Origin of the sequence: Sneathiella marina (genome assembly GCF_023746535.1) — a bacterium.
Classification (GTDB): Bacteria; Pseudomonadota; Alphaproteobacteria; order Sneathiellales; family Sneathiellaceae; genus Sneathiella; species Sneathiella marina.
The window spans coordinates 3,769,629-3,794,498 of sequence record NZ_CP098747.1 but is presented as its reverse complement, the minus strand read 5'-3'; the positions used below and the strand labels follow the sequence as shown (position 1 = coordinate 3,794,498).

Below are 24,870 nucleotides of genomic sequence, written 5' to 3'. Positions count from 1 at the left end.
TCAAACAGTGTATCATTCTCCGCATCTACGGACTTAATGTAACTACATTTAATGGAAAAGTCAATATTTTTTGTAGTTACAATTAATCATATTTTTGGGAAATAGAAGAGTAAGAATAATTCCCAGGAGCGGTATCAGCTGATCCACAAAACATTTCCAGCCAAGGTTGTCATGTAGTCGCGGGCGGGCCCTAATTAATCACCCGCGTAAATACATATTCGGACCCTGACGACAGGCCGGGCTGGAAGCTGTAGCCTTCTTCGGAAAAATCCTTGAGGCCGTCCGGTTGGTCGATGCGGTTGGCGTATTGTTGTTACGGAATGATGCTTTCCATCCAATTTTTTGACCACTAAAACCCAGCAAAAGTTTTGATCATTGAGTTTACTCCAGAAACGATTAGGCCGAGCATTATCGCTCCAAGTAAGAGACGGTGTCGGGTCGCGTGGTCTTTGTTCTCTTCCAAAATATTCACTGGAAAGGCCCACTTGATGTAAGAGAACAAACCTCGGTAGAAAAGTAGCGACAATCCTGAAGCATAAATATAGAAAGCAATGCGGAAAGAAGCTAAATTGTCATCTGAGCGAAAGAAAGAATCTGAGTATATTGTTATCCAGTAGAGAGCATATGGAATAGCAATTAACCAAACGCCTGCGTCATAGGCAAATTTCTCGTGAACGAATGAGTACCATTTTTTATTTGAACTGAGTTTTTCGCTTAAAATATTTTGAACGGCGCGAAAAAAGATAACATCTTCTGCTTTTATCTCTGCTTTGCTATCGTTGTGCGTCGGACTTGATACAAGTGGGTTTGGGTCAAATAAGGGCGGTTTGTCAAAATTAATCCAAAAAGAAAATCGATTATTTGGTAAAGTCCGATTTGCATTGCGGCGGTAGGATGTTTCATTTGTGAAGAAAATAGTTTTGATCGGAATGGGTAAATTACTAGAGTCGAAAACAGTTTCTGTTTCGCCGTATACAGTTTGACCATCGAAACCTACAATAGAAACAGTCACCTTAAATGCATCAAGCTTTAGGAATTCTTTGCGCTTGGTGAATTCCTCTTCACTTTCGCCTTCTAACTTATCTAGCTTATCAACAATTTTCTCTCCTTCACTTTTTGTAAGTACACTAAGCTCTCGATAGGCATTTTTTATCTGTGAAAACGAGAGATGACATCCGCGAATTGGTATATCTTGTTCATACCATTGACTCTCATAATCGTTATTTTTTGCGAGTGCTTCTTCAGACATTGTAGATCATTATCGTAAATTACATTGTAATGGACTGTAAGTTACAGCAAGGTAATCTATCTGAAGCAGTACAGCAAGGTAATCGCCCTAGTTGATCACCCGCGTAAAGACATATTCGGACTCTGACGACAGGCCGGGCTGGAAGCTGTAGCCTTCTTCGTTGAAATCCTTGAGGCCGTCCGGTTGGTCGATGCGGTTGGCGATCATATAGCGGGCCATCATGCCGCGCGCCCGCTTGGCCGAGAAGCCGATGACCTTGGCCTCATTGCCCTTGATTTCCTTGAACACCGGTGTCAGCACCTCGGCTTTCAGGCTTTTCCGTTTTACCGCCTTGAAATATTCGCTGGAGGCGAGATTGATCAGCAGCGGCGTTTCATGCGCTTTCAGCAGATTTGATATTTTGCGGGACAGCCGGTCGCCCCAGAACTGATACAGATCCTTGCCCCGGTCCGTATCCAGCTTGATGCCCATTTCAAGCCGGTAAGGCTGGATCAGGTCGAGGGGGCGAATCAGGCCATACAAGCCGGAGAGGATGCGCAAATGATCCTGGGCATAGCTTAAATCGGCGTCATCGAAGGTTGAGGCCTGCAGCCCCGCATAGGTATCGCCGTTAAAGGCATAGGCGGCCTGTTTGGCATTGTCCGGGGTGAAGGGCAGTTTCATGGCCTTGAACCGCTGGCGGTTCAGCTCGCCCAGATCGTCGCTGATATTCATCAGCCCCTTCAAGTCACCCACCGACAGTTTCCGCCCGCGGACCATCAGCTTTTTGGTCTGGCCGAGAAATTCCGATTGGGTAAAACTGTCCGGCACATCGGTCCGATCAAAATCAAGTTTCTTGGCAGGCGAAATGACGGCAAGCATGGTGGATATAAACCTCTTAGGGGAATAAACGTCCTTATGATATGGCCAATATAGGGCCGTTAGTCAACCGCCTCATGCCACCAAAGATCGGCACTGGTCCCCCAGAAAGAGGGAGAAGGCGGCAGCCTGATTTCCGGCCAATGGGCGAACCACTGGCTGTCCGTGTGATAGAGCGGGATAACATAATAGCCCCAGAGCAACATGCGATCGAGGGCGAGGGTGGCATTTTCCAGCTGCTCGCGGGTCTTGGCCGAGGCGATCAGCGCAATCATTTCATCGACAGCGGCCAGCCGGATGGCCGGATAATTGCGGGTACCGGGCGTCTCGGCGGCGGTGCGGCTCCAGTAAAAGGCCTGCTCATTGCCCGGCGACAGCGACTGTCCCCAGCTATTGATGATCATGTCAAAGTCATAGTCATTGAGGCGGTTCTGGTAGCTGGCTGTATCGGACTGGCGGATATTGGTGGTGATGCCCAGGGTCTGCAGGTTTTTCTGGAACGGTGCGATAAGCTTTACATAGTCGTTGTTATTGACCAGGAACTCGATGGTGAAGGCCTCCCCTGTTGCCGTGCTGCGCAGGGTCCCGTCCTCAATCTCCCAACCGGCCTCTGCCAGAAGTTTGCGCGCCGTTCTGAGATTCTGGCGGTTGCGGCCCGACCCGTCCGTGACCGGCAGGGAAAACTCGCTGTCAAACACATCTGTCGGCAGTTCCTCGGCAAAGGGCGACAACAGCTCCCGTTCCGCACTGGAAATGGGGCCTTTTGACGCCAGTGAGGAGTTCTCGAAGAAGCTGTCCGTGCGTTTATAGACGCTTTGCAGGATATTGGCATTGACCCATTCGAAATCAAACGCCTGGGTCAGGGCGATGCGCACCCGGCGATCGGCGAACTTGTCGCGCCGGGTATTGAACACCATGGCCAGCATGGGCGCCGGGATCTGCAATTTCGGCTCGGTTTTGACAAAGCTTTCATTGCTGCCGCTGCGGGCGCTGTAGGCGTCGATCCATTTGCCCGCATCGCTTTCAAAGCGGGCATCCAGCGTATGCGCCTTGAAGGCTTCCAGCGCCACGCCGTCATCGCGGAAATAGTCGTAAATGAGGGTATCGAAATTATGCCGGCCCTTGTTCTGCGGCAGATCCCAGCCCCAGAAATCCGGGTTGCGTTTATAGCTGACGCGGCGGCCCGGTTCGACCTTGTCGAAAATATACGGGCCGGAGCCGATAAAGGGCGACAAGCTGGTTTTCTCGAAATCCCGGCTCTCGAACTCGGCTTTCGAGATCACACTCATCAAGCCCATGATCAGCGGCATCTCCCATCTGCCCTCTTCTTCGCCGAAGGTGAATTTTATGCTGAGCGGCCCGGTGAGGGCAACCTCGGTGGCTTTCTTGTAATAAGTCCGCACATTGGGCCGCCCCTTGTCGCGCAGGGTTTCATAGGAAAACAGCACATCTTCCGCGGTGACCGGATCGCCGTTCGAGAATCTGGCTTTCGGGTTGATGTTGAAAATGATCCAGCTGCGATCCTCGGCGATTTCAATGGTTTCCGCCAGGTTGGCATAGAGCGTAAAGGGCTCGTCCTTTGAGCGGGTCATCAGCGGCTGGAAGGTATTGCGCCAGCCCTCCGGCTTGACCCCCTTGAGGATAAAGGGATGCACGCTATCAAAACTGCCGATCCGGCCCAGTCGCAAGGTGCCGCCGCGGGGCGCATCGGGATTGACATAGTCGAAATGAGGGAAACCGGCCGGGTATTTGGGGGCGCCATGCATGGCCAGGGCATGAAGTTTTTCGGCCCCCGTCACCGGCAGGGCGGCGGCGAATAAGGCAAAAGGGATCAGCAGGGAAATCAGGAATGGGCGCATGTTAATCCAACGATGTTGATAAACTCAGGATAATCTGGCGAAGCGTATCGACCAATTGTGGCATTTCTTTTTCCGATGTGCCAGCGAAGCCTAAAATAAGTCCGTTCCGGGACGTCGGCTGGAAATAAAAACTCGACAGGGCGCGCACCAGCATGCCTTTTTCCCGGGCGGCGGCCTGTACCTTTATATCGGGAATGGTTGCGGGCAGATAGGCGACCAGATGCATGCCGGAGTCCTGTGCCCTGACAGTCAGGATATCACCCAGCTTGTCGTTCAGCAGATCCAGCAGGCAGTTTTGCCGATGCTCATACAGCAGCCGCATGCGCCGGATATGACCGCCAAGATACCCCTCGGTGATAAAATCGGCCAGCGCCGCTTCGGCAACCGACGGGGAGTGGCTGTCGATATTGCGGCGCAGCGCCAGAAAGATATCCACGAGATCTTCGGGCACCACCATATAGCCCATGCGCAAGCCGGAAAACATGACCTTGCTCATGGTGCCCACATAGAGGACCCGGTTATCCTCATCCAGACCCTGCAAGGACGATAAGGGGCGCCCGGCATAGCGGTACTCGCTGTCATAATCATCTTCGAGGATAAACCGGCCCTCGGTCTTGGCCCAGTCCAGCAGTTCCAGCCGGCGGCCCAGGGACATGGTCTGGCCCAGCGGATATTGATGGGACGGGGAAATACAGGCGAGGCGGGCATTTGCTGCCAGGGATTTGGCCCGGTCGAGGCGAAAGCCTTCCCCGTCGACAGGGACCGAGACGGGGGTGGCCCCGGCGGCGATGATGGCGTCGCGAATGCCCGGATAGCCCGGCTCCTCCATCCAGATGGGATCGCCGGGTTCGGCAAAGGCGCGGACCACCAGATGGATCGCCTGCTGCGAGCCGGACAGGATAATCACCTGATCGGCATGACAGCGCACGGCCCGGGTTTGCCCCAGGTGATTGGCAATTGCCTCGCGCAACACCCGGGCCCCGGCAATGGGATTATCCACAAGGAATTCCCGCTTCGGACGGCGCCAGTGACGGGCCAGCAATCGCGCCCAGTCCTCAAACGGAAATTCCTCAAGGGCGGGCAGCCCCGGTGAAAAAGGCAAGCCGCGATATTGCTCCAGCAACGGCTTGTCCTGAAAGGGCTGGGCCATTTTCGACAGATAGACCTCGCGTTTATTCAATGTCGATACGGGCCCCTGACCATGCCGTTCCAGCAGGTTATCGGGCAGCTGGTCGGACACATAGGACCCGGCCCCGACACGACTGACCAGATAGCCTTCGGCGGTCAGCTGGTCATAGGCGGTCAGCACCGTATTGCGGGAAATGCCCAGTTCCTTTGCCAGCACCCGGCTGGAGGGGAGCTGGGTATGGGGTTTCAGCCGGCCCTCCAATATGGCCTGGCGCAGGCTCAGGAAAAGCTGTTGATGCAATGGCGTTGCACTGTCCGTCTCCAGAGAAATTGTCTGTAACTGGGCGTTCTTGAGCCGGTAGGGCATAAAGCTGGTATCCAAATTGGTTCTTTTCCTTTACAGTTTATCGCGTATTTAAGGGGCCAATGCCATAGGTATTTTGACCTGTCCGGCACTCTTTCACGGTTTTTTGTCCCAACATGACTTGCCAAAAAGGGCTGCAACGCCAACTATACAGAAACCATATTTGATCCTGAAAGGACACAGCATGACCGGTTCCGCCAACACAGCCTATTTTGCCGCCGGATGTTTCTGGGGCGTCGAAGCCGCCTTTCGCCAGACAGCGGGCGTAAAAACCACCGTTGTCGGGTATCAGGGCGGCAAGACGCTTAATCCCACCTATCAGGATGTCTGCACCGGGCAAACCAACCATGCAGAAGTCGTCCAGGTCACCTTTGACCCGGCCGTCGTCAGTTATGAGGATCTGCTCGATGTCTTCTGGCAAAGCCACGATCCGACCACCCTGAACCGTCAGGGCCCGGATGTGGGCACACAATATCGCTCGGCCATCTTCTATGTGGATGACGCGCAAGCGCAAGCCGCCGAAGCCTCAAAGGCGGCGCAAGGGACGCGCGGTTTTTTCCGGCGTCCAATCGTGACAGAGATCTCACCGGCACTGGATTTCTACCCAGCCGAGGAATATCATCAACAATACTTAGAAAAAAGAGGTCTCGCGACGTGCCATATTTAGGGGTTCGCTGAAAGCAGTCCTGTTATTGTCTGTTCTCAGGCGAGGCGCATCCGGATTTCCTGCGGCCCAAAAATGGTCATTGTCAGTTTATCTGTTTCCAGATAGGCGCTGACCGCTCGTCTATGCCCTGATTCCCAAGAATCCGGGGCAGCATTGTTGAGATCCTGTGCCAGTTGCTGTGTCATAAACAGGGTTGAGGCGTTGAAATGCGTATCCTGAACGGTATCGGCAAAACGTCGGTTCGGGCGGGCGCTGTCGTCATTGACAACTTCGGCCTCCAGGATTGAGTGCGTTTCATCAAAGACGTCCAGCCCTCCGGGCTGCGTCCGTTTATGGGTTTCTTTGCCTGTTACCGCCTCAATAGCCGGCGTCATCCGCCTCGCCTGATCCGGTAACCGCGTCACATTCGAATTTGAACCTGATACTTCCATAAATCTCTATCCCCGGACCGTCCCGAAGGCGCAGCATCACTTATAAATCGTAAAAGCTGAGTTCATTCCATCATCGGCCTGAATTGTCTGAAAATGGCCCGAAAATAGAAGGAAACGTCCGTAATTACCTGTGTATATAACTAACAAAAAATTAATTTTTAAATAACATTAGAGGTAAATGTAGCATAAAACATCGGAAATTGCAAGCAGGAAGTGTGTTATGGTTAATTTTTCGTTTCTATTTTTTCTTGCTCATATCGTCAATGCGTTTCTGCATGGTCGACAATTGTTCCTTTAATTCGCGCATCATTTCGGTGGTTTCATCTTCATTATCCGGGGTCGCGGCGGGGGCATCCGCCTCTTTGGACGGCGGGGAGGCGGCGCCATAAAGGGCGGGATTGAACATCTTCATGGTTTGATTGAAGATATCCATATTTTGCCGGCCCATTTCCTCAAACTGCTTGAACATGGGGTTATCGACCAGATTGTCGGGCAGGACCTCGCGCATCTTTTCCTGGTTTTCGGAAAAGGAGGTCATGGACATATTGAGATAATCGGGCACGACCGTCTGTAATTTGTCTCCATAAAAGCCGATCAGCTTGCGCAGGAAATCGATCGGCAGCAGGTTCTGGCCCTTGGCCTCCTCCTCGAAGATGATTTGCGTGAGCACGGAGCGGGTGATGTTTTCATTGGATTTGGCGTCAAAAACCTCGAATTCCGTTCCTTCCTTCACCATTTTGCTCAAATGGTCGAGGGTCACATATGAGGATGTCGCCGTATTATAAAGCCGCCGGTTGGCGTATTTTTTTATAACGATGGGGTCTTTGTCTCCTGATTTAGTCTCAGCCACGGTCCCTCCAGTCTCAAATGACAGCAGTAGTGCAGATATAGTCTCACCCGAAATTGCTGCGCTGCGCAAGGATATTGTGCGCTGCAATCCTTCATATCACAAATTGTATTACTTTTTATACCGGAAAACGCATCCGCCAAGAGTTCGCGGAGCGGGGATATGTCCGGCGGATGGAATGCCAGCAGGAAAACGGCTATTTTATCCCGATAGCGGAATTTCGGGCCTATCGAAAGAGACCACTGGCCAAGTCTGCTTTGTGCCAGAAGCTGAAATTGCTGATCCGATAATCTTCAATTCTCACTTGGGATAAATCATCCGGAGGGAATTAGTGCCGGGATAAACCGATGCCTTTTCGAATGAAGGGGGGTCATATGGATCGGTTGCGCCGGATGTCGCAAATCCTTCTGTCGGCGTGTCATCAATTATGTCGAGGTCACGGTTGCCATTTTCATCATGGAAAAGGAAAACGACGTAGGGGCCTTGAGTTAGATCAGGAAAGGATGCCTGCTCACCAATTTTCGGATCGGTTTCGAGATACCCAACTGCCGCTTCAACATCAAAGCTCTGATAGGCGGCCTTATTATCGAACACTATCACAACAATTTTCCCCTTGGTGTTGCGGACATTATTGATCTGAATGTTCAGTCCGGCGTTCGATACTCCTTTAGGTGCCGCTGTCGTGCCAGCTGCAGACGATGGAATCTGACTGGCCATCCAGGCCCCGCCAATCGTAATTGCTATTGTTGCAATGGCGCCTATAATTCTTTGCTTATTGGTTGGCATCCTGCTCTCCCCGCCTATTCCGCTGGAACGCTCTTAGATTTTGCCGCTCCAGGCTTCCAGCCCGGAGGGCCAAATACTACGCCAAGCTTGTTTTTGAATCCGCTCATTTCCCATACGTCTTTGCCCAATCGATAGAAACCATGAAAAAAGGCAACCAATGGATTAATGGAGTTAATCGGCGTCACCAACCCATAGACAACCTCTTCCTTCTCCTCAGCGAAGGTCCCGAACATCCGGTCCCAAATTATGAAAATGCCCGCATAATTTTTATCGAGATATTTGCGGTTTGAGCCGTGATGTACCCTGTGATGAGAAGGCGTGTTTACAATCGCCTCAAAGGGCCGCGGCAATTTTCGGATAACTTCAGTGTGTAATATAGTCTGATAGACCTGTACCACCATCTCTGCAAACAACACGACAATCGGATTGAAGCCGAGAACCACCAGTGGCAGGTGGAAGAAAAGGGGCCAGAGGGAATCCATCGGGCCAAAGCGGTAAGCGACTGAAATATTGAAGAAAGGTGAGGAGTGATGGACTGTATGGGTCGCCCAGGCAAAATTCACCCGATGCATAAATCGATGCTCCCAGTAGTAAGTCAAATCCGCTAGCACAACGCAGATCAGCACTGTCACCCAATTGATCTCAATGTCGAAGACCGCAAGCTGAAATGCGAAGTAATACGTACCGAGGTAGAATGTCCCCAGCAACAAGAACGTCAGTCCAATAAAGAAAGCGAGCGTGATGTAATTCGTGACCGCATCACCTATCAGGGTCCAATTGAGTTTCCGGTAAATCGCATAACGGAGAAACTCGAAGGCGAGAAATACCAACGCGAAAACAAAGAACCAGTCGTCAATGAAGACCTCCAGCCATTCCATGTAGGCTTCGCTAATTGGTGACAAAAGCACTTCCATCACATTCACTTTCATTATCACTATTGATAATTAAATGGCAGTTGCTATATAGATTGTCAAGATTGATAAACAATTAAGAAGATACCATGGCCCGACCTACTGTCAAAGACGAACGCCAAAAACAGATACTCGATGCGTTTGCTACTTGTGTTGCCAGATATGGCGTTGAAGGAGCAACTTTAGAGAAGACGGCAAAACAAGCCGGACTGGCCCGTGCACTCATTCGGCACAATGTCGGCAATCGCATAGATTTGCTTGATGCTCTGCTGGAGCAGTTTCTCGAAAACAGTCGCCATGTCACCGAAGACATGGTTTCTGCGCTTCCAGAGCATAACCGCACTCGCACTTTGTGCGATTGGTTGTTTGATCCAAGTTCTTCTGACGCACAGTTGGTTCTTGTTGCCAACGCATTGATCGCAGCGGCGTCGACAAACAAGACGCTTGCCCGGAAGATGCGGGAATGGATGCACACCTTCGTCGCGGCCATAAACCAGGTAATCACCGAAGAATATCCGGAAGCGAACGTAGAGAAAGTATCAGCAGTCGCCCTCGGAGTGACGGGGATCTACTTCAATGTCGAAGCCCTTTACCCGCTCGGCAATGTAACGGTTCTGGCAAAGGACTCAAAGCGAGCCGCACTCCTGCTCCTAGATACATTAGAGGCAAATTGATGCCCAGATACTCCAGATTACCAAGAGAATCCTACGTCACGCAGGAATGGTTCGAGCATGAGCGTAAAACGATATTTGACAATGCCTGGACATTTATAGGCGTTTCTGGCGATTTCGGGAAGAGTGGTGATTACCAAACGGTGCGATCCGGCACCTCTTCGATAATGGTAATTGCGGGAAAAGATGACCAGCTCAAGGCCTTTCACAATTTATGCCGCCATAGAGGTACTGAATTGCTGGATGAAGAGAAAGGCAATGTAAGCGGCGCTATTGTCTGCCCGTACCATCGATGGACTTATGGCCTTGATGGCGCATTGCGTGGACTGCCAAAAAGATCAATTTGCTTTCCGGATATTGACCAGAATGCCATGGGGTTGAAGCCCGCTGCCATCGGCATCCATAAAGATCTTATATTTATTAATCCGAATCCGGACGCAGACTTCGACAAATGGATCAAGCCGTTGTTGGGTAAGGAATGGCCCCATAATCTGTTTGCATCTGACGTAAAAGAAGCTGCTCCCCTCATTTATGACCTTAAATGCGACTGGAAAATATTCGTCGAGAATGCACTGGATGGCTATCACCTCGCCTATCTTCATAAAAATACTCTTGCAGGCCCATTGCCAGAGCACAACATCTGGGAGCGCGCTGGAGATCATCTCATTTGGTATGCAACAGAGGACGGCGCGCGCCATCGCTTGCCGATGAAAATGCGCAACGAAGCCGGGACTTCCGGGATAATTGAAAGCGCTAAAACGCCGGGATATGGCAGCGTGTATTACCTTTTCCCGTCAACTCTAATTGTTCCGACACCGTATGGACTGTCTATTTCAAAGCTGCACCCAACAGCGCCAGGCCGATGTCGCATGACAGTACGCAATTGGATCGGCCCATGGCAGTGGAAAGACGAGCGTAAGTATATTCAAGGCTTCAACAGAGACACAGGAATTATTTCTTCAGAAAACTGGACGAAACATCCGTTAGAATGCGGTGACTTTCAAACTGAGGATGTCTGGATATGCGAAAAACTTCAACGTGGATTGGAATCTAGTGCGTACGAGCATGGTCCCCTGGCTAAAGGGGCTGGCGCAGAAGACCCGATCGAATGGTTTCAGGAGACTTTGTTGTCGAACACATAGAGCGTCTCGCTGAACGGTGAATGTCCGGTCCGGGTCAGAAGCAGTCTAGAAAATCCTATGGTTTGACAGGTTTTTACAAAAGCGTACATTACACGGAGAGCCTCAGGAAACTGGTAATATATTTATGCCGCAATCCCAAAAATTTGATTTTGTCATTGTTGGCGCCGGAATGGCGGGAGCCTCCTGTGCCTATTTTTTATCAGCCATGGGGAGTGTGCTGATATTGGAAATGGAAGACCAGCCCGGATATCACACAACGGGACGGTCGGCTGCTTTGTTTGCCCCTTCCTATGGCAACGCCCAGATCAGGGCATTATCGGTTGGTGGCCAGCCTTTCCTGGATAATCCGCCGGATAACTTTAGCGAAACGCCTTTGCTGACGCCACGAGGGGCCCTGTTTATTGGCCGGGAAAACCAGATCGGCGCCCTGGATAAACTGTATGACGACATCTCCCCAAGGCAGGTTACCGTCAGCCGTCTCTGTGCGGCAGAGGTCTGTGAACTGGTGCCGGTCATCAGACCTGACTATGTCGCGGGTGGCATACTGGATAACGGATCGCAGGATATGGATGTGAATGCCCTCCATCAGGGATTTTTGCGCGGGGCACGCGCCAAAGGAGCCAAACTGGTTTCTGATGCAGCTGTTACCTCCCTGACCAAGGCAGAGGGCGACTGGAAGGTCAGGGCGGGGGGCGAGGTCTATACGGCCGCGGTTGTGGTTAATGCGGCAGGAGCCTGGTGTGATAAGCTGGCGGACCTGGCTGGCGCAAAGCGCATTGGTCTGCAACCCAAGCGCCGGACAGGCATTATTTTTGATGGCCCAGAGGACATGAGGTTTAGTCACTGGCCTGCTTTTATCGATATTGATGAAGAATTCTATGCTCGGCCTGAAAGTGGTGGTCTGATGGGATCACCTGCCGATGAAACACCGATGGAACCCTGTGACGTACAGCCCGAAGAGCTGGATATTGCCATCGCTATTGATCGTTTACAGCAGGCGACAACTCTTGAGATCAAGCGCGTTATCCGAAGCTGGGCCGGGTTGCGATCTTTTGTTGCTGACAAAACACCGGTCGTTGGTTTTGATCCGCAAGTGCAAGGGTTTTTCTGGCTGGCCGGACAGGGGGGCTATGGAATTCAGACCGCCCCCTCCATGGGTCGGGTTTCTGCAGCGCTGGCGTCTGGCGGAGATTTGCCCGAGGACCTGAAAACCAGGGGCGTGTCGACAACCGAACTTTCTCCGAAGAGGTTTGTCTGACAGGCCGGATTATCCTGGAGGCAGGTAACTGGCCGTCACCTATGATCACTCCCCCTCCCCGTCGCACAGCCGCTTCTCGCCCCCTGTCTCGCTTGCGTGGGACCCCTTAGTGCTTGTACCGCTTGATTTCACCAGTTTTCAATCTCGCTCTGTAACTTAACATCTCTCGCCGTACGATTGGCGCCAGAAAGTACAAGGCGAGGATATTTGGCACGCAGATCAGAAAGACCAAAGCATCGGAGATATCCAGGATTGGCCCCAGTTGCACCATGCAGCCAATGGCGACAAACGCACAGAATATAAGTTTGTATATGGTTTGCCCCATTTGGGCTTCGCCAAACAAATAAGTCCAACCCTTGAGCCCATAATAGGACCATGAAATCATCGTTGAGAACGCAAAGAGTAACGCACCAAAAGCCAGCGGTAACGGGAACCAGCTGATCTGGCGCTCAAAGGCTGCTGATGTCATGGCAACCCCGGTGGCCTCTCCCGCAAAACTCGGATCGGCAACCTGGCTGGTGCCAATGACCAGAGCCGTAATGGTACAGATGACGATTGTATCGATAAAGGGCTCAAGCAAGGATACATATCCTTCGGTGACGGGTTCAGGCGTTCGTACTGCGGAGTGAGCGATGGAGGCTGACCCAATCCCCGCTTCATTGGAGAACACGGCTCTTTGGAAGCCGATGATCAGCGCACCGATAGCCCCGCCCGTGACACCTTCGCCGGTAAAGGCGCCCGTAAAGATGTTGGCAATTGCTTCAGGTATGGACGCGTAGTTCATTAAAATGACAATAATCGCAAACAGGCAGTAGAAGATTGCCATAAAGGGCACAATCTTTTCCGTCACGCGGGCGATGGATTTGATGCCGCCGACGATGACCGCAAAGACAACGGCTGCCAAAATCAGGCCGATGAGCCAGCCCAAACCATCCAGCGCACCTCCCGCCACAGTATTCAGCTGAACATAAGCCTGATTTGACTGGAACATGTTGCCAATGCCCAAGGCCCCTATAAAGATACCAATGGCGTAGAAAGTGCCTACAAACTTGCCAAAGCCAGTCATGCCTCTTTCTTCGAAACCTTTTCGCATATAGTACATCGGGCCGCCTGAGACGGATCCATCCGGATTATCCGTGCGATATTTCACGCCCAGGGTACATTCGACAAACTTCGTCGACATTCCCAGAAATCCAGCCACAATCAGCCAGAAAGTCGCGCCGGCACCGCCAATTGTAACCGCAACGGCAACACCGCCAATATTGCCGATACCCACTGTCCCCGAGACAGCCGTTGCCAATGCCTGGAAATGGGACACTTCACCGGGACTGTCCGGGTCAGCATAGTCCCCTCGCACCAGCTGGATCGCATGTTTAAAACCGCTGATATTCACAAACCCCAGATAGAGTGTGAAAAAGACCGCGCCGACCACCAACCAAAGCACAACAAGGGGGAGTTGCGCCCCCAAAACCGAAATTTTAAAGAAGACCACACTGCCGACAAAGGAGGCGACCGGGGCCGTAAGCTCGTTGATCGTTTCATCAAATCCGGCATTTGCGGGTAGGATATAGAGAAAGAAAGTTGTGAGCGTTACAAAAAGTCTAATCATATCATATCCTCAATATCGTTTTTTGTTGTGGCACGACGTAATTTACCTGACCTTCTTAAGGGACGACGACGACCGGTACCGGCGACGTTTGAACAAGATTTCCGGCCACACTGCCGAAAAGCAAGGTTTTGATTCCAGATTGCCCTCTCCGTCCAATAACGATCTGCTGTACGTCATATTTTTCAGCGATATTGATCAGCGTTTCAGCCGGGGCACCGTGTCTTACAACGGTTTCATATTCAATGCCGCTTGCCTTCAGCAGCGCCGCAGCGGGCTCGACCACACCGGTTGTCGCACGCTCTATTTCCTGCTCGCGTCGTGTGTGGCGTTCCGCGTTTTCCTCGGGCGTGTTGAAGGTGTAGGGAGACCATTCGATCACGTAGATAACGATGAGTTTAGCCCCTCCGAGCTTTGCCCGGTCACTAGCGAATTGGAGGGCTCTGTTTCCTCCCTCGCTGCCATCAATTGCCACTAATACAGAATTCGACATGAGTTTCCTTTCCTGCTTTGCAACTGCCGCTGTGGAAATTTGTCAAACCTTCGTGACGCCTCCCACAAGCAAAATTAGCTTTCACTAATTTTATTTATTTAGCAAGAAATTCCTGCCAACAGCGAAAATTCAGGGCTTCTACTGCCAAAACAGATTTCATCACATAAAATATTCGCCGGTTTAAAAGACGGGTCTTCGGGGTCCTATCTGGAGATCTTTTCGGCTTCGATTTTAACGTTGACCAGAACCTCGAGACCAATCTGCTGGCCATCTGGATATCCCTTTTTACCAATATCAAATTCCAGGCGCTGGATGACAGCTTTGCCGTCAACAAATGCCCGATTATTTTCGATCTTCAGACTAAAGGGAAGTGAAAGAGGTTTGGTTTGACCGACCAAGGTCAGTTGACCTTGCGCCACGTAAGTGCCCGTTTCGGTCTCGATAAAATTATCCGATGTAAAATTCGAGAGCGGGAACGCCGCGGCATTGAGAAAATTTGACGACAGGGCCTGCTGGCTTATGCCGCCCAGCGTGAGGCTCGAGACATCTATATCAATGATCGCATATGATGCGCCGAGATTCTCTGCATCGAAATTGATTTTCGCCTTCCAGTTGGCGAAACTGCCGCTCACCTGCGCACCCGATTGAACAACTTCAATGGCCAGCGTACTTTTGTCATGATCGACCCTCCAGCCATATTCCGAGTTGCGGGCATTTTCAGGAATGACCTGAGAGGACTGGTTTCCAGACCCCTCGACAACCGTATTTATCGCAACTGCTGTACCAAGAAACGCAAATAAAATTCCCGACAGGAAAAGCGGACGCCATTGAAAGGGCGGTTTCGGCAGATCGTCTGGGAGTGTGGGTACCCTGCCCGGAACCATCCGGGCCAGGGTGCTGTCGCGATCAATGAGCGTGTGTTTTAACGCCCCTCCGACATGGAGAAATATGGATATGCCGAGCAAGATGGCGGTAAATACATGTGCTGTACCAAAGACAGATGCCAGAAGAAGGTTTTTGGGTATAAAGGGCAGATCTTGCGGAAAAGGTCCCCAAATTGGCGCAAATCCCTCCAGGGCGGAGTGATGCATCCAGCCGGTCAGCGGCATCAGGATAATCGCGCCGTAAAGTGTCCAATGTATTGTCTGTGCAGCCAGGTTTTCGAGTTTGTTCTCGCTATTGAGAAGGACGGGATGTGGCTGAAACACCGCCCAGAGTATCCGCAAAGCCGCCACAGCAAAGAGCGTCATGCCAAGGGTCTTGTGCAGGGAATAGAACCAGAATTTATCGCCGACTTCCTCTGTGGTATTGATCGGCAGTTGAACCATGAAAAGGCCAAGCGGGATCAAGATTAGAATGAGGCAAGCGGTCAGCCAATGGAAGAGTTGCGCAATCAGGCCATAGCGTTCTCGGGTGTTGATAAGCATGCTTAGGTCCAATCAACCAAAATGTTCAGGCTTTAAGGCAGAGGCCCCATGGCGTCCTGTTATCGGCGCCATGGGAGAGCACGCCTCGTCGAAATTGGCGTAACCGTACCCCTGATTCCCCTCTAGTTTTCGCGGTCTTTCATTTCAGTAACGATTGAAATTTCTATGGGCCCGGTTGAGAAGGGGCCGACACCAAAAGCCTGATGGTCAATCTCCGTGGTTGCGGCAAAGGCGACCCATTTGCCTTTGTAATAATCAATCACCGCCGCAACCGGATGGTCCCCGCGGTGGGTCATTGTTGTTTTCAAGGTCACTGGCTTGGTAACGCCATGAATTGTCAAATCGCCGGTTACGTCCGCCGTATTCTCTCCGGTTTTGGTAACTTTGGTACTTTTAAAGGTGATCTGAGGGAAGCTTTCAACATCTAGAAAATTCTTGCTTTTCAGATCCGTATCCAAAGGGCCAAAACCGGTAGAAAGGCTATTTGCATCAATTGTTACATCGATCATTGATTTCCCAACATCGTCAGGATCAAGAACCAGTTTTCCACTCGCCGTGGTAAACTCCCCGCTTTGAATTGAAACACCGGCATGGTTCCAGGAAAATATAACCTCGGTATGTCCCTGATCAGTATAGTATGTTTCCGCTGCAAAAGCCGATATGCTTGGCAAGACTAGAAAAAGTGATAACGCGGCAAGCCTGGATATTTTTGAATACTTCATCGGAAATTTCCTCTTCCTGTTCGGGTTATTGAATTCGTTAGACTGTATTTGGTCGCCCGAAGGGCGCTGTAAATTGATTGATTAACGCGTGAAACGGTATATAGATGAAAATGCATCTATATACAATATACAAGACCATTTCCCTGCAAGCCATCACGGAAAAGTGAAACATGTATCCAACCAAAGAAGAAACAAGATTATGGGTCGCTCTGAACCTCTCTCAAAAGGCTATTTACCGGGTCATTGATACAGCCCTTAAACAGGAGGGTTTACCAAATTTACGCTGGTATGATGTTCTGTGGGAACTTGAGCGGGCCCAGGAATTGGGTGTGCGTCCCTTTGAACTTGAAAGAATTTTGATCTTTGAGCAGTCGAACCTGTCCCGCCTGCTCCGCCGCATGGTGGGTGAAGGGGTTGTCGAGGAATTCGCCTTTGAGAGTGATGGTCGCGGCAAGGTGTTGAAGATAACCCAAAAGGGCCTGCGCGTTCGCCAACAAATGTGGAAGATTTACGGGCCCCTCATACATCAAGAAATTGGTCAGCTCTCAGCGCAGCATAATCCGGGGACCCTTGCATCCGCCTTAATTTCCCTGATTAAGTAAAGCCCCGGACCCGGCTCCGCCGAAGGTCAGATACGGTCCTTCCCAGACGCCTCCCTCGATGCCAGCGTTGAACGGCCAGGCAGATTTGACGCTTTCACAGCAAGGCGGACCGCCAACAGGGGACAGTTATCCTATTCGTAGTCCCGCCCCGGCCTGGTTTTATACGGTGGCAGCGTCCAGCCCCAATGAATACCTCCAGCCCGAAGGGCAAAGGCCACGGTGAACCCGGCAAGGGCCGAAATGATGAACGATGCCTCAAGTGCCGCCACGCCCACATAGACAGTTGCCCCGGCCATGGCACAGGTGGCGTAAAGTTCTTTACGCATTATCAAAACCGGCTCTGCGCAAACCACATCGCGGGCCAGGCCGCCAAATGTTGCCGTCATCATGCCCATCACAATTGCCACCAGTTCATTGGCACCACTGCGCAGGGCGACTTCGGCCCCCATCACACTGAAAGCCGCCACCCCGATGGCATCGGCCCAAAGCAGGATGATAAAGCGCCGCTGGAAAACATGCGCCGTAAAATAGACCAGGATGGCCACTATCAGACAGGTCACCAGATAATAGGGCTGTTCAATCCAAAAGACCGGCTGGTCGAGTAACAGGTCGCGCAGGGTGCCGCCACCAATGCCTGTCAGGCTGGCCAGCAGCCCGAAACTCACCAGGTCCATCTCCTTGCGCGACGCCACCAGCGCCCCCGATACCGCAAACACCGCGACACCCAGAACATCGAGAAAATCAATAAAGGACGGCATGCCATATCTCCTTCAACAGGGAACCAGATTGGCTTATTGCCGGAGGCAGGACAATCGAAAAGTGAGTTAAATATACGTCCGGCGGTGTGCGGCCGTAGAGACCGGATAACCCCGAACGCCTGCGCGCTCTATTGATTGAGGCGGGCGTCCTGGCCTGAGCCGCGAAAGACAGGCAACGCCGCGCCGCCATCTTAATATTTACTCAACAGCTTTATCCAGGAATTCTCCCACATCCCGCATAAAGGCATCAAGCGCGTGGGTCCCGCCCATCTTGACGGATCCTTTCTTGGCACATGATTTAAAGGCCAAGCGCCTTTCAGGTCGCGTCAACAGGTATCCCGAACCGGTTTCATATTCATACCCATCTGCGCGCAAGGCGACATTGCAATCGGCCATACTATAGGCATGGGGCAAGTTAGTTGTGCCACTGATCGATGCATCGAAGCCATGATAGGCTCCTTCATAAAGCGTGATAGCCCAGTCCTTGCCGAGTGATTTCATTCGACGCACCTCGGCGATACAGGGCGCGGCCGGTGTCCAGTTATCCTCTTTGCCAATAAAGACATGGACGGATTTATTTGTAACATCGCCATCCTCAATTGTGACGCAAAGCGGATAGAGCAGAATATAGTCTGCCTCCCCCCTGTCGCCGAGCACTTTCTTGCGAGCGGGTGTCCAAGCCGAATAGAGCGCCGCAACGGCACCTTTGCTGCTGCCCATGATAACGATCCTGTCCGGATCGACATTTGGGTGCTGGCTCAGATAGTCAATCGATCTCAAGATATCCGTGGTCATCATCGCCGCTGTAACGTTGGTTTGGTTGCCAATGGTTGAGGTAACACCGCGAGGCCCGAAACTATCGATTTGCAATGTCACGAAACCCCGTTCGCGCGCCAGCTCAAGATACCGCTGATGCCGCAACAGCCGGCCACTGGAGCCATGCATGTAAATGAAAGCCGGCATGGGCTCCGACATATTTTCGGGGAAAACCAGATCGGCCTTGATTTCGACATCGTAACTGGGGTCCGGCTGTTTGAGCAAGTCCCCCAATTGGTAGGGGCTGGCACTCATAAAAGAGATTTCCTCCGCTGCGACCTCAGGCGCTGCAGTCCAGTTCATGGCAATCAGCAAGGCCGCGCAGCAACTTCTCCCGACCAAGGTGGTGAAAACATACCCCATACCAGGCCCTTTCCGCTTGTCCGCAAGTTCATCCACATTATCCAATCAGCCGTCGGCCGCTGCCCTCAGGGTCACATTTCAACGGCATTGAAATTAGAAGCAATGTGCCTGGGTAGCATTGTCGTTCAAATTGGCATCGCCCGATACTGGCTGTAACGCTGAATTCCGTTTTACACCAATTGACGCCCGAAGAGTAGCATGGGGGCTTTGTTTCCGGGAAATACGTCTCATCGCGAATGACAATCAGGCTAACTGTGTCCCGGATTCCTTCGACGATTTCAGGCAAAAATCGCGGGGGCTGCATCCCAGGGTGCAGCGAAACATGTAGCTGAACGCGCTGGCGGACCCATATCCCATATCGAAGGCGACGGAGCTGACTTTCTCTCCCGCGGCAAGCTTGGAAATGGCGTGAAGAACGCGCGCGTATCGCAACCATCTCGACGGCGGCATGCCGGTTTCCGCAACGAATAATCTTTCGATGGTCTTGCGGCTTGCCGGCGCCTGGGCAAGCCAGGCGTCGACGGACGTGATGAGGCCCGGATTATCAAGCGCTGCCTCGGCAACCATGCGAATTCTCTTGTCTTGCGGCATGGCGATGGAGAGCGGTACATCCTGCGCTGCAATAAGCTCATGGCGGAGGAGATCATGAAGCGCACCCGTATGCTCGTTGGCCCGGCCCGAGTTACTGGCCGGCTTGGTGCTGGACATCAGGGCACCCATTAGCGGCGTCATTGCCATGATCCGGCATCTCGCGCCGATTTTCCGGGACTCATCCTGGTTCACATCCACATACCGCATCTCGTTGTTGGCGCCATATCGCATCCAGTGCGCCACATGCGGCGGGATCCACACAGTCATGGCCGGGCTGAGGAGCATGACATGGCCCGGTATACCGACATACATGGATCCGGACGCCGCTGAAATAAGCTGGCCGAAGTCGTGGGCGTGCCAATCATAGCTTTCGCCGGATATGGGTTTGACCGTCTCCCCCAGATAGCGGGGTATGAGGGTTGTCTCGGCGTTGCCCAGAGGATGGTGCTGCGGATGGGTCATGTGTTTTGACGATTCCTCGATATATTTTGTCCAAGCATCGATCGTAAGACATATAGAATTACGATAGGATGCACAAGTATTCCGGGCAGGCTGTCCGAATTTTTGAAGGACAATTTGCTGACGCCATGAAAAACCGTACTTTGACAATCTGGCTCATGCTCGGGCATTTCGCCAATGACTGGCCGATCACGGCGCTCTGGTTGATCGTGCCGGCAGTCGGCCTCTCCATGGGGCTTTCTCCCGTTGAGGTTGGCCTTCTATTCACCATTGGCAACGTCGGCGCCGCGCTTGCATATCTGCCCGCCGGTATCCTCGCAGATCACGTTTCAAATCGCGGACGGTTGCTGCTCGTAACATTCTGGTGGGTCAGCCTGGGTTATCTGTTGGCGTCTACGGCATCCGGGTTCTGGAGCCTTGCGTTGCTGCTTGCCCTTGCCGGGATGGGCGATGCGGCGTGGCATCCCATCGCAACAGCCGTCCTCACGCGCGAGAACAAGGAGCGCCGCGCCTATGTGCTCGGTATGCATGCCGTGGGCGGGTCAATGGCTGAAGTCCTGGCCCCGCTTGTTGCGGGCGTGCTCCTGGCCTATGTTGATTGGCGGACGGTGCTGGCGCTTTCGACAGTGCCCACCGTGATCATGGGAATTTGCTTTATCTGGGTGGCCCGAACGATCCCGCGGGTTACCAAACAGCGGGTGAGAAAGCATGATTTTATCCATCTTTTGAATATATGGCGCAAGGGCAACGGCCTCCGCATGGTGGCGATGATCTGCTTCTACAATATGTCCTTGATGGCGCTTTTCAGCATGATTCCGCTTTATCTGGCGGCCCGGCATGGACTGGAAACCTGGATTGTCGGCCTGTTGATTTCAGGAATGCTGATCTTTGGTGCGCTGGCCCAGCCCGGGATCGGAAAAGCCTCGGACGTTATCGGGCGCAGAAATATTGTGGTCGGCGGCAACCTGATCGCGGGGCTGGCCTGTATCATGCTTGTCTTCCAACCGTCCCTTTGGATTATGATCCTTGCCATGTTCGTTGCCATCACCCCCTTGGTTGCCATCCGCGCAGCGGTTCTTGCAGGCGCGGTCGATCACTCTGACCGCAGCGAAGGGGCAACACTTGGCTTGGCCTTCGTACTGCTGGACGGGATCGGCGCTTTCGGGTCCTTGCTGGCGGGCGCCGCCGCCAATATTTCGTGGGTGTATATGTTTGGCCTTGCCGCTGTTTTCTCCTTGAGTGCCGTTACACTGGGTATTTTCACGGTCTTCGGGCGCGCCGCTGCGCCCGCTTCAGGGACCCCGTCACCAACGAAAGCAGATTTTGGCTAAACCCGGGTCCTGACGGGATCTGGCCGTCCGGCGCGGGGCGTTGATGACCCGTGGATTAACGGGTGGATTGGAAAATTGGGCTTCTCCACACAGGGATAGTCGGGGTAAGGTAATGCATAGGGACTGCCGGACCTTGCCCTCTTCCTTTTCCGGTTGCGACAGGGGCGCCACATGAACGAACAGACAAAAAAAGCTGATCCGCCACCCCGCATGGGACCGCGTCCGCTGGCATTGCATCTGGGGCTGGCGACCACGAGTATTGCACGTCATCTGGCTGGCTTGCCAATGGCAAAGGAGGGGAGCCTGCCCTGGCCACCCGAATTGCTGACCGGCGGTGCGGAGGCTTTGGGGCCGTTGAGCCAGGCCGGCAGCGGTGCGGAATATCTGGAAAATCTGGGCCGGCAGGGCTCCTCCCTGGTGCAGGAGATGATTGACGGAATACGCCAGTATCATAGGCATCCCTATCAAAGGGTGACCCCGGATCATCCGGTTCTGTGGCAATCGGGGACAACAAAATTGCTCGATTGCCATCCGAGTGCCGATGACGCGGCCCCGACTGTGCTGCTTGTCCCGTCTCTGGTCAACCGCGCCTATATTCTTGATCTGATGCCGGGGCGCAGTCTGGTCGCCCATCTGGCAGAGCAGGGAGTGCGTCCCCTGCTTCTAGACTGGGATGCGCCAGGAGAGCAGGAACGGGATTATACCCTTGCCGATTATATCCTGCGCCGTATTTGTCCGGCGCTGGATGTTGCGCGGGAGATGTTCCCGGCAAGCGACCTGCATCTCGCCGGGTATTGCATGGGAGGGACCCTGGCACTTGCCGCGGCCGAACAACGGCAGGAGAAATTGAAAAGCTTTATCGCGCTGGCATCGCCGTGGGATTTTCATGCGGATCTTGACGAGCATGCCAAAACTCTATTGGGGCAAACGGATCTGTGGTCCAATGTTCTCAATGGATTTGGCGAGTTGCCGGTGGATTTGCTGCAAACCCTGTTCACCAGCCTTGATCCAAATCTGGGTTTGCGCAAATTCAGCATGTTTTCCAAAATGGACATGACATCGGAACGGGCGACAGAGTTTGTTGCGCTTGAGGACTGGCTCAACGATGGTATACCCTTGGTCAGGAACGTGGCCGCGGAATGTTTTAGGTCCTGGTATGGGGACAATGCCCCCAAACAGGGGCAGTGGAAAATCGACGGGCAGGTTGTCTCGCCGGCCGAGGTTACCTTGCCGGCGCTGATCGCCGTCCCCAAAACCGATAAGATCGTGCCGCGACCCTCGGCGCTGGGGTTGGCGGAAATGCTACCCAACGCCACGGTTGTCACCCCGCCATCGGGCCATATCGGCATGATTACCAGCCGTCAGGCCAAGGCCGGATTATGGCAGGATTTAAGTCACTGGATTTTGTCTTGCTAATGTATTATTACCGCAGTTGCAAAATAAATGTTGCGATTGCGAGAAACTAACGTTATTTCGTAAGGGGAAGTTTTTTTGATGATTAATTTCTCTTTCGGGGTAATTTTTGAATTATAATTACGTTAATCGAAAGAAATAGGAGAATTCAGTAATGGACGTTGTCATCACGAGTGCAGTGCGCACACCCGTCGGTTCGTTTAACGGAGCCCTGGCTCCCCTGGCGGCACATGAGCTTGGCGAAGTGGTTATCAAGGAATCCCTGAACCGGTCCAACACACAGGCCTCCGAAGTTTCCGAGGTTATTCTGGGGCAGGTTCTTGCCGCCGGTGAAGGCCAGAACCCGGCTCGGCAAGCCTCAATCAATGCCGGCGTTCCGGTTGAAGTTCCCGCCTGGGGTGTCAATCAGCTGTGCGGATCCGGTCTGCGTGCGGTTGCCCTGGGCTATCAGGCTATCCTCAATGGCGATTCGGATATTGTCGTTGCCGGTGGTCAGGAAAGCATGAGCCGGGCCCCCCATTGTGCACATTTGCGTGATGGTCAGAAGATGGGTCCGCTCAAATTCATCGACACCATGATAGAAGATGGGTTGATGGATGCCTTCAACGGCTACCATATGGGCAACACGGCTGAAAATGTCGCAGCGAAATACCAGATTACCCGGGACGATCAGGATGCGTTCGCCGCCAATTCACAACGCAAGGCGTCGGAAGCACAGTCAGCGGGCCGATTTGCAAATGAAATTGCGAGCGTCACCATTAAAACCCGTAAAGGGGAAACGGTTGTTGATCAGGATGAATATATTCGCGGCGCAACAACAGTAGAAACACTTAGCGGGTTGCGGGCAGCGTTCCAGAAAGACGGCGGCACAGTCACCGCCGGAAATGCATCCGGCATTAATGACGGCGCCGCGGCGGTTGTTCTGATGACAGCCGAGGCAGCCGAGGCAAAGGGTCTGAAGCCAATGGCCCGCATCGTGTCCTGGGCGCAAAGCGGTGTCGATCCCGCGATCATGGGAACGGGACCAATTCCGGCAAGCCGGGCTGCCCTGGAAAAAGCCGGCTGGTCCGCTGGTGATCTTGATCTTGTCGAAGCCAACGAGGCCTTTGCGGCGCAGGCTTGCGCCGTGAACAAGGATCTGGGCTGGGATACGGATAAAGTGAATGTCAATGGCGGCGCCATTGCCATTGGTCATCCGATCGGAGCGTCTGGCGCACGGGTTCTGGTAACCCTGCTTCACGAAATGGAAAAACGCGACGCGCATAAGGGACTGGCAACCCTGTGCATCGGCGGTGGTATGGGTATTGCCATGTGTGTGGAAAGATAACTTAACTTAAACTCAAGGGGTGTAGAAAATGTCGAGAGTAGCAATTGTCACCGGTGGAACAAGAGGCATCGGTGCCGCAATTTCCGAAATGTTGCATGAAAAAGGCTATAAGGTTGCTGCCAATTACGGCGGCAATGATGCGCGGGCCAAGGAATTTACAAACCGCACGGGTATCAAGGCCTATAAATGGGATGTCTCGGATTTTGACGCCTGTGCTGCAGGTGTGGCGCAGGTGAAAGCCGATCTCGGCCCGGTGGATATTGTTGTCAACAACGCCGGCATCACTCGGGACGGGACCCTGCACCGGATGGATCAGTCTGCCTGGCAGCAGGTGATCGACACCAATCTCGGCTCCTGCTTCAACATGTGCCGGGCAACCATCGAAGACATGCGCGCCAATAAATTTGGCCGCATTGTCAATATCGGCTCCATCAATGGCCAGGCCGGTCAATATGGCCAGGTCAATTATGCGGCAGCAAAATCCGGTATCCATGGCTTCACCAAAGCCATGGCGCAGGAAGGGGCGGCACAGGGAATTACGGTCAATGCGATCGCGCCGGGTTATATCGACACGGACATGGTGGCGGCAGTTCCGGAAAATGTTCTGGCGAAAATCGTTGCCGGTATTCCGGTCGGCCGTCTCGGCCAGGCGTCCGAGATTGCCCGCGGTGTGTGTTTCCTGGCGGCGGATGACGCCGGGTTCGTGACCGGTTCTACCCTGTCCATCAATGGCGGTCAGCATATGTATTGACCGCTTCTGCGGTTGACCTGACCGGTTGACCTGATAAAGA

The 24,870-nt window shown here is 52.8% G+C and carries 24 protein-coding genes; 9 read left to right on the top strand and 15 right to left on the bottom strand.

The window, feature by feature from the left end; translation table 11 throughout:
* Positions 1-349: 349 nt before the first annotated feature.
* The 4 genes from NBZ79_RS18300 to pdxR form a co-directional block, all read right to left on the bottom strand.
* Entirely contained in the window at positions 350-1,249 is a 900-nt protein-coding gene (locus NBZ79_RS18300) for a hypothetical protein (RefSeq protein ID WP_251934098.1), read from the bottom strand.
* 87 nt (positions 1,250-1,336) lie between these two features.
* Entirely contained in the window at positions 1,337-2,110 is a 774-nt protein-coding gene (gene yaaA, locus NBZ79_RS18295) for a peroxide stress protein YaaA (protein WP_251934097.1), read from the bottom strand.
* A gap of 59 nt (positions 2,111-2,169) precedes the next feature.
* Positions 2,170-3,966 carry an extracellular solute-binding protein gene (locus NBZ79_RS18290; RefSeq protein ID WP_251934096.1) on the bottom strand — a complete coding sequence of 599 codons (1,797 nt, stop codon included), beginning with the start codon at positions 3,964-3,966 and terminating at the stop codon, positions 2,170-2,172.
* Position 3,967: 1 nt separating this feature from the next.
* Positions 3,968-5,476, bottom strand: coding sequence for a MocR-like pyridoxine biosynthesis transcription factor PdxR (gene pdxR, locus NBZ79_RS18285; RefSeq protein WP_251934095.1), 1,509 nt, complete (start codon positions 5,474-5,476; stop codon positions 3,968-3,970).
* Between the two features lie 166 nt (positions 5,477-5,642).
* On the opposite strand from pdxR, the gene msrA reads away from it, so the two are divergent.
* Positions 5,643-6,125 carry a peptide-methionine (S)-S-oxide reductase MsrA gene (gene msrA, locus NBZ79_RS18280; RefSeq protein ID WP_251934094.1) on the top strand — a complete coding sequence of 161 codons (483 nt, stop codon included), beginning with the start codon at positions 5,643-5,645 and terminating at the stop codon, positions 6,123-6,125.
* 35 nt (positions 6,126-6,160) lie between these two features.
* Here the strand turns inward: msrA and NBZ79_RS18275 are convergent, their stop codons facing one another.
* The 4 genes from NBZ79_RS18275 to NBZ79_RS18260 all read right to left on the bottom strand — a co-directional run bounded on the left by NBZ79_RS18275 (position 6,161) and on the right by NBZ79_RS18260 (position 9,103).
* Entirely contained in the window at positions 6,161-6,556 is a 396-nt protein-coding gene (locus NBZ79_RS18275; protein WP_251934093.1) for a hypothetical protein, read from the bottom strand.
* 238 nt (positions 6,557-6,794) lie between these two features.
* On the bottom strand, positions 6,795-7,406 hold the full coding sequence (phaR, locus tag NBZ79_RS18270) for a polyhydroxyalkanoate synthesis repressor PhaR (protein WP_251934092.1): 612 nt from the start codon (positions 7,404-7,406) through the stop codon (positions 6,795-6,797).
* Between the two features lie 297 nt (positions 7,407-7,703).
* On the bottom strand, positions 7,704-8,189 hold the full coding sequence (locus NBZ79_RS18265) for a DUF2141 domain-containing protein (protein WP_251934091.1): 486 nt from the start codon (positions 8,187-8,189) through the stop codon (positions 7,704-7,706).
* A gap of 14 nt (positions 8,190-8,203) precedes the next feature.
* Positions 8,204-9,103, bottom strand: coding sequence for a sterol desaturase family protein (locus NBZ79_RS18260; protein WP_251934090.1), 900 nt, complete (start codon positions 9,101-9,103; stop codon positions 8,204-8,206).
* A gap of 86 nt (positions 9,104-9,189) precedes the next feature.
* Between NBZ79_RS18260 and NBZ79_RS18255 the strand changes: the two genes are divergently transcribed.
* The 3 genes from NBZ79_RS18255 (at position 9,190) to NBZ79_RS18245 (ending at position 12,171) form a co-directional block, all read left to right on the top strand.
* The gene (locus NBZ79_RS18255; protein WP_251934089.1) at positions 9,190-9,774 is read left to right on the top strand and encodes a TetR/AcrR family transcriptional regulator; all 585 of its coding nucleotides are present in this window, start codon (positions 9,190-9,192) and stop codon (positions 9,772-9,774) included.
* Complete coding sequence (locus tag NBZ79_RS18250; RefSeq protein ID WP_251934088.1) at positions 9,774-10,913, top strand: aromatic ring-hydroxylating oxygenase subunit alpha; 1,140 nt, start codon at positions 9,774-9,776, stop codon at positions 10,911-10,913. Before NBZ79_RS18255 ends, NBZ79_RS18250 begins: the two co-directional genes overlap by 1 nt.
* 124 nt (positions 10,914-11,037) lie before the next feature.
* On the top strand, positions 11,038-12,171 hold the full coding sequence (locus NBZ79_RS18245; RefSeq protein ID WP_251934087.1) for an NAD(P)/FAD-dependent oxidoreductase: 1,134 nt from the start codon (positions 11,038-11,040) through the stop codon (positions 12,169-12,171).
* 106 nt (positions 12,172-12,277) lie between these two features.
* Here the strand turns inward: NBZ79_RS18245 and NBZ79_RS18240 are convergent, their stop codons facing one another.
* From NBZ79_RS18240 to NBZ79_RS18225, 4 genes are all read right to left on the bottom strand, one after another.
* On the bottom strand, positions 12,278-13,780 hold the full coding sequence (locus NBZ79_RS18240; RefSeq protein ID WP_251934086.1) for an alanine/glycine:cation symporter family protein: 1,503 nt from the start codon (positions 13,778-13,780) through the stop codon (positions 12,278-12,280).
* Between the two features lie 55 nt (positions 13,781-13,835).
* Entirely contained in the window at positions 13,836-14,270 is a 435-nt protein-coding gene (locus NBZ79_RS18235) for a universal stress protein (protein WP_251934085.1), read from the bottom strand.
* 203 nt (positions 14,271-14,473) lie between these two features.
* Complete coding sequence (locus NBZ79_RS18230; RefSeq protein WP_251934084.1) at positions 14,474-15,697, bottom strand: cytochrome b/b6 domain-containing protein; 1,224 nt, start codon at positions 15,695-15,697, stop codon at positions 14,474-14,476.
* Between the two features lie 122 nt (positions 15,698-15,819).
* Complete coding sequence (locus tag NBZ79_RS18225; RefSeq protein WP_251934083.1) at positions 15,820-16,419, bottom strand: YceI family protein; 600 nt, start codon at positions 16,417-16,419, stop codon at positions 15,820-15,822.
* 170 nt (positions 16,420-16,589) lie between these two features.
* On the opposite strand from NBZ79_RS18225, the gene NBZ79_RS18220 reads away from it, so the two are divergent.
* Positions 16,590-17,021: a MarR family winged helix-turn-helix transcriptional regulator gene (locus NBZ79_RS18220; RefSeq protein ID WP_251934082.1), complete on the top strand. Its 432-nt coding sequence runs from the start codon at positions 16,590-16,592 to the stop codon at positions 17,019-17,021.
* 131 nt (positions 17,022-17,152) lie between these two features.
* Here the strand turns inward: NBZ79_RS18220 and NBZ79_RS18215 are convergent, their stop codons facing one another.
* The 3 genes from NBZ79_RS18215 to NBZ79_RS18205 form a co-directional block, all read right to left on the bottom strand.
* A complete protein-coding gene (locus NBZ79_RS18215; protein WP_251934081.1) occupies positions 17,153-17,779 on the bottom strand; it encodes a trimeric intracellular cation channel family protein in 627 nt (208 codons plus the stop codon).
* A 198-nt stretch (positions 17,780-17,977) separates the two neighbouring features.
* A complete protein-coding gene (locus NBZ79_RS18210; protein WP_251934080.1) occupies positions 17,978-18,994 on the bottom strand; it encodes a dienelactone hydrolase family protein in 1,017 nt (338 codons plus the stop codon).
* Between the two features lie 207 nt (positions 18,995-19,201).
* Positions 19,202-20,011: an AraC family transcriptional regulator gene (locus tag NBZ79_RS18205; RefSeq protein ID WP_251934079.1), complete on the bottom strand. Its 810-nt coding sequence runs from the start codon at positions 20,009-20,011 to the stop codon at positions 19,202-19,204.
* Between the two features lie 68 nt (positions 20,012-20,079).
* On the opposite strand from NBZ79_RS18205, the gene NBZ79_RS18200 reads away from it, so the two are divergent.
* The 4 genes from NBZ79_RS18200 (at position 20,080) to phbB (ending at position 24,830) form a co-directional block, all read left to right on the top strand.
* Positions 20,080-21,339, top strand: a complete 1,260-nt coding sequence (locus NBZ79_RS18200; protein ID WP_251934078.1) for an MFS transporter — start codon at positions 20,080-20,082, stop codon at positions 21,337-21,339.
* A 171-nt stretch (positions 21,340-21,510) separates the two neighbouring features.
* Positions 21,511-22,755: an alpha/beta fold hydrolase gene (locus tag NBZ79_RS18195; RefSeq protein ID WP_251934077.1), complete on the top strand. Its 1,245-nt coding sequence runs from the start codon at positions 21,511-21,513 to the stop codon at positions 22,753-22,755.
* A 151-nt stretch (positions 22,756-22,906) separates the two neighbouring features.
* Entirely contained in the window at positions 22,907-24,079 is a 1,173-nt protein-coding gene (locus tag NBZ79_RS18190; protein WP_251934076.1) for an acetyl-CoA C-acetyltransferase, read from the top strand.
* A gap of 28 nt (positions 24,080-24,107) precedes the next feature.
* Entirely contained in the window at positions 24,108-24,830 is a 723-nt protein-coding gene (gene phbB / locus NBZ79_RS18185; RefSeq protein ID WP_251934075.1) for an acetoacetyl-CoA reductase, read from the top strand.
* Positions 24,831-24,870: the final 40 nt, after the last annotated feature.

Bases quoted from the DNA above. Each gene is read 5' to 3' on its own strand.
- NBZ79_RS18300 (WP_251934098.1), bottom strand. From the start codon at position 1,249: ATGTCTGAAGAAGCACTCGCAAAAAATAACGATTATGAGAGTCAATGG.
- yaaA (WP_251934097.1), bottom strand. From the start codon at position 2,110: ATGCTTGCCGTCATTTCGCCTGCCAAGAAACTTGATTTTGATCGGACC.
- NBZ79_RS18290 (WP_251934096.1), bottom strand. From the start codon at position 3,966: ATGCGCCCATTCCTGATTTCCCTGCTGATCCCTTTTGCCTTATTCGCC.
- msrA (WP_251934094.1), top strand. From the start codon at position 5,643: ATGACCGGTTCCGCCAACACAGCCTATTTTGCCGCCGGATGTTTCTGG.
- NBZ79_RS18275 (WP_251934093.1), bottom strand. From the start codon at position 6,556: ATGGAAGTATCAGGTTCAAATTCGAATGTGACGCGGTTACCGGATCAG.
- NBZ79_RS18265 (WP_251934091.1), bottom strand. From the start codon at position 8,189: ATGCCAACCAATAAGCAAAGAATTATAGGCGCCATTGCAACAATAGCA.
- NBZ79_RS18260 (WP_251934090.1), bottom strand. From the start codon at position 9,103: ATGGAAGTGCTTTTGTCACCAATTAGCGAAGCCTACATGGAATGGCTG.
- NBZ79_RS18255 (WP_251934089.1), top strand. From the start codon at position 9,190: ATGGCCCGACCTACTGTCAAAGACGAACGCCAAAAACAGATACTCGAT.
- NBZ79_RS18250 (WP_251934088.1), top strand. From the start codon at position 9,774: ATGCCCAGATACTCCAGATTACCAAGAGAATCCTACGTCACGCAGGAA.
- NBZ79_RS18245 (WP_251934087.1), top strand. From the start codon at position 11,038: ATGCCGCAATCCCAAAAATTTGATTTTGTCATTGTTGGCGCCGGAATG.
- NBZ79_RS18240 (WP_251934086.1), bottom strand. From the start codon at position 13,780: ATGATTAGACTTTTTGTAACGCTCACAACTTTCTTTCTCTATATCCTA.
- NBZ79_RS18235 (WP_251934085.1), bottom strand. From the start codon at position 14,270: ATGTCGAATTCTGTATTAGTGGCAATTGATGGCAGCGAGGGAGGAAAC.
- NBZ79_RS18230 (WP_251934084.1), bottom strand. From the start codon at position 15,697: ATGCTTATCAACACCCGAGAACGCTATGGCCTGATTGCGCAACTCTTC.
- NBZ79_RS18225 (WP_251934083.1), bottom strand. From the start codon at position 16,419: ATGAAGTATTCAAAAATATCCAGGCTTGCCGCGTTATCACTTTTTCTA.
- NBZ79_RS18220 (WP_251934082.1), top strand. From the start codon at position 16,590: ATGTATCCAACCAAAGAAGAAACAAGATTATGGGTCGCTCTGAACCTC.
- NBZ79_RS18215 (WP_251934081.1), bottom strand. From the start codon at position 17,779: ATGCCGTCCTTTATTGATTTTCTCGATGTTCTGGGTGTCGCGGTGTTT.
- NBZ79_RS18205 (WP_251934079.1), bottom strand. From the start codon at position 20,011: ATGACCCATCCGCAGCACCATCCTCTGGGCAACGCCGAGACAACCCTC.
- NBZ79_RS18200 (WP_251934078.1), top strand. From the start codon at position 20,080: ATGCACAAGTATTCCGGGCAGGCTGTCCGAATTTTTGAAGGACAATTT.
- NBZ79_RS18195 (WP_251934077.1), top strand. From the start codon at position 21,511: ATGAACGAACAGACAAAAAAAGCTGATCCGCCACCCCGCATGGGACCG.
- NBZ79_RS18190 (WP_251934076.1), top strand. From the start codon at position 22,907: ATGGACGTTGTCATCACGAGTGCAGTGCGCACACCCGTCGGTTCGTTT.
- phbB (WP_251934075.1), top strand. From the start codon at position 24,108: ATGTCGAGAGTAGCAATTGTCACCGGTGGAACAAGAGGCATCGGTGCC.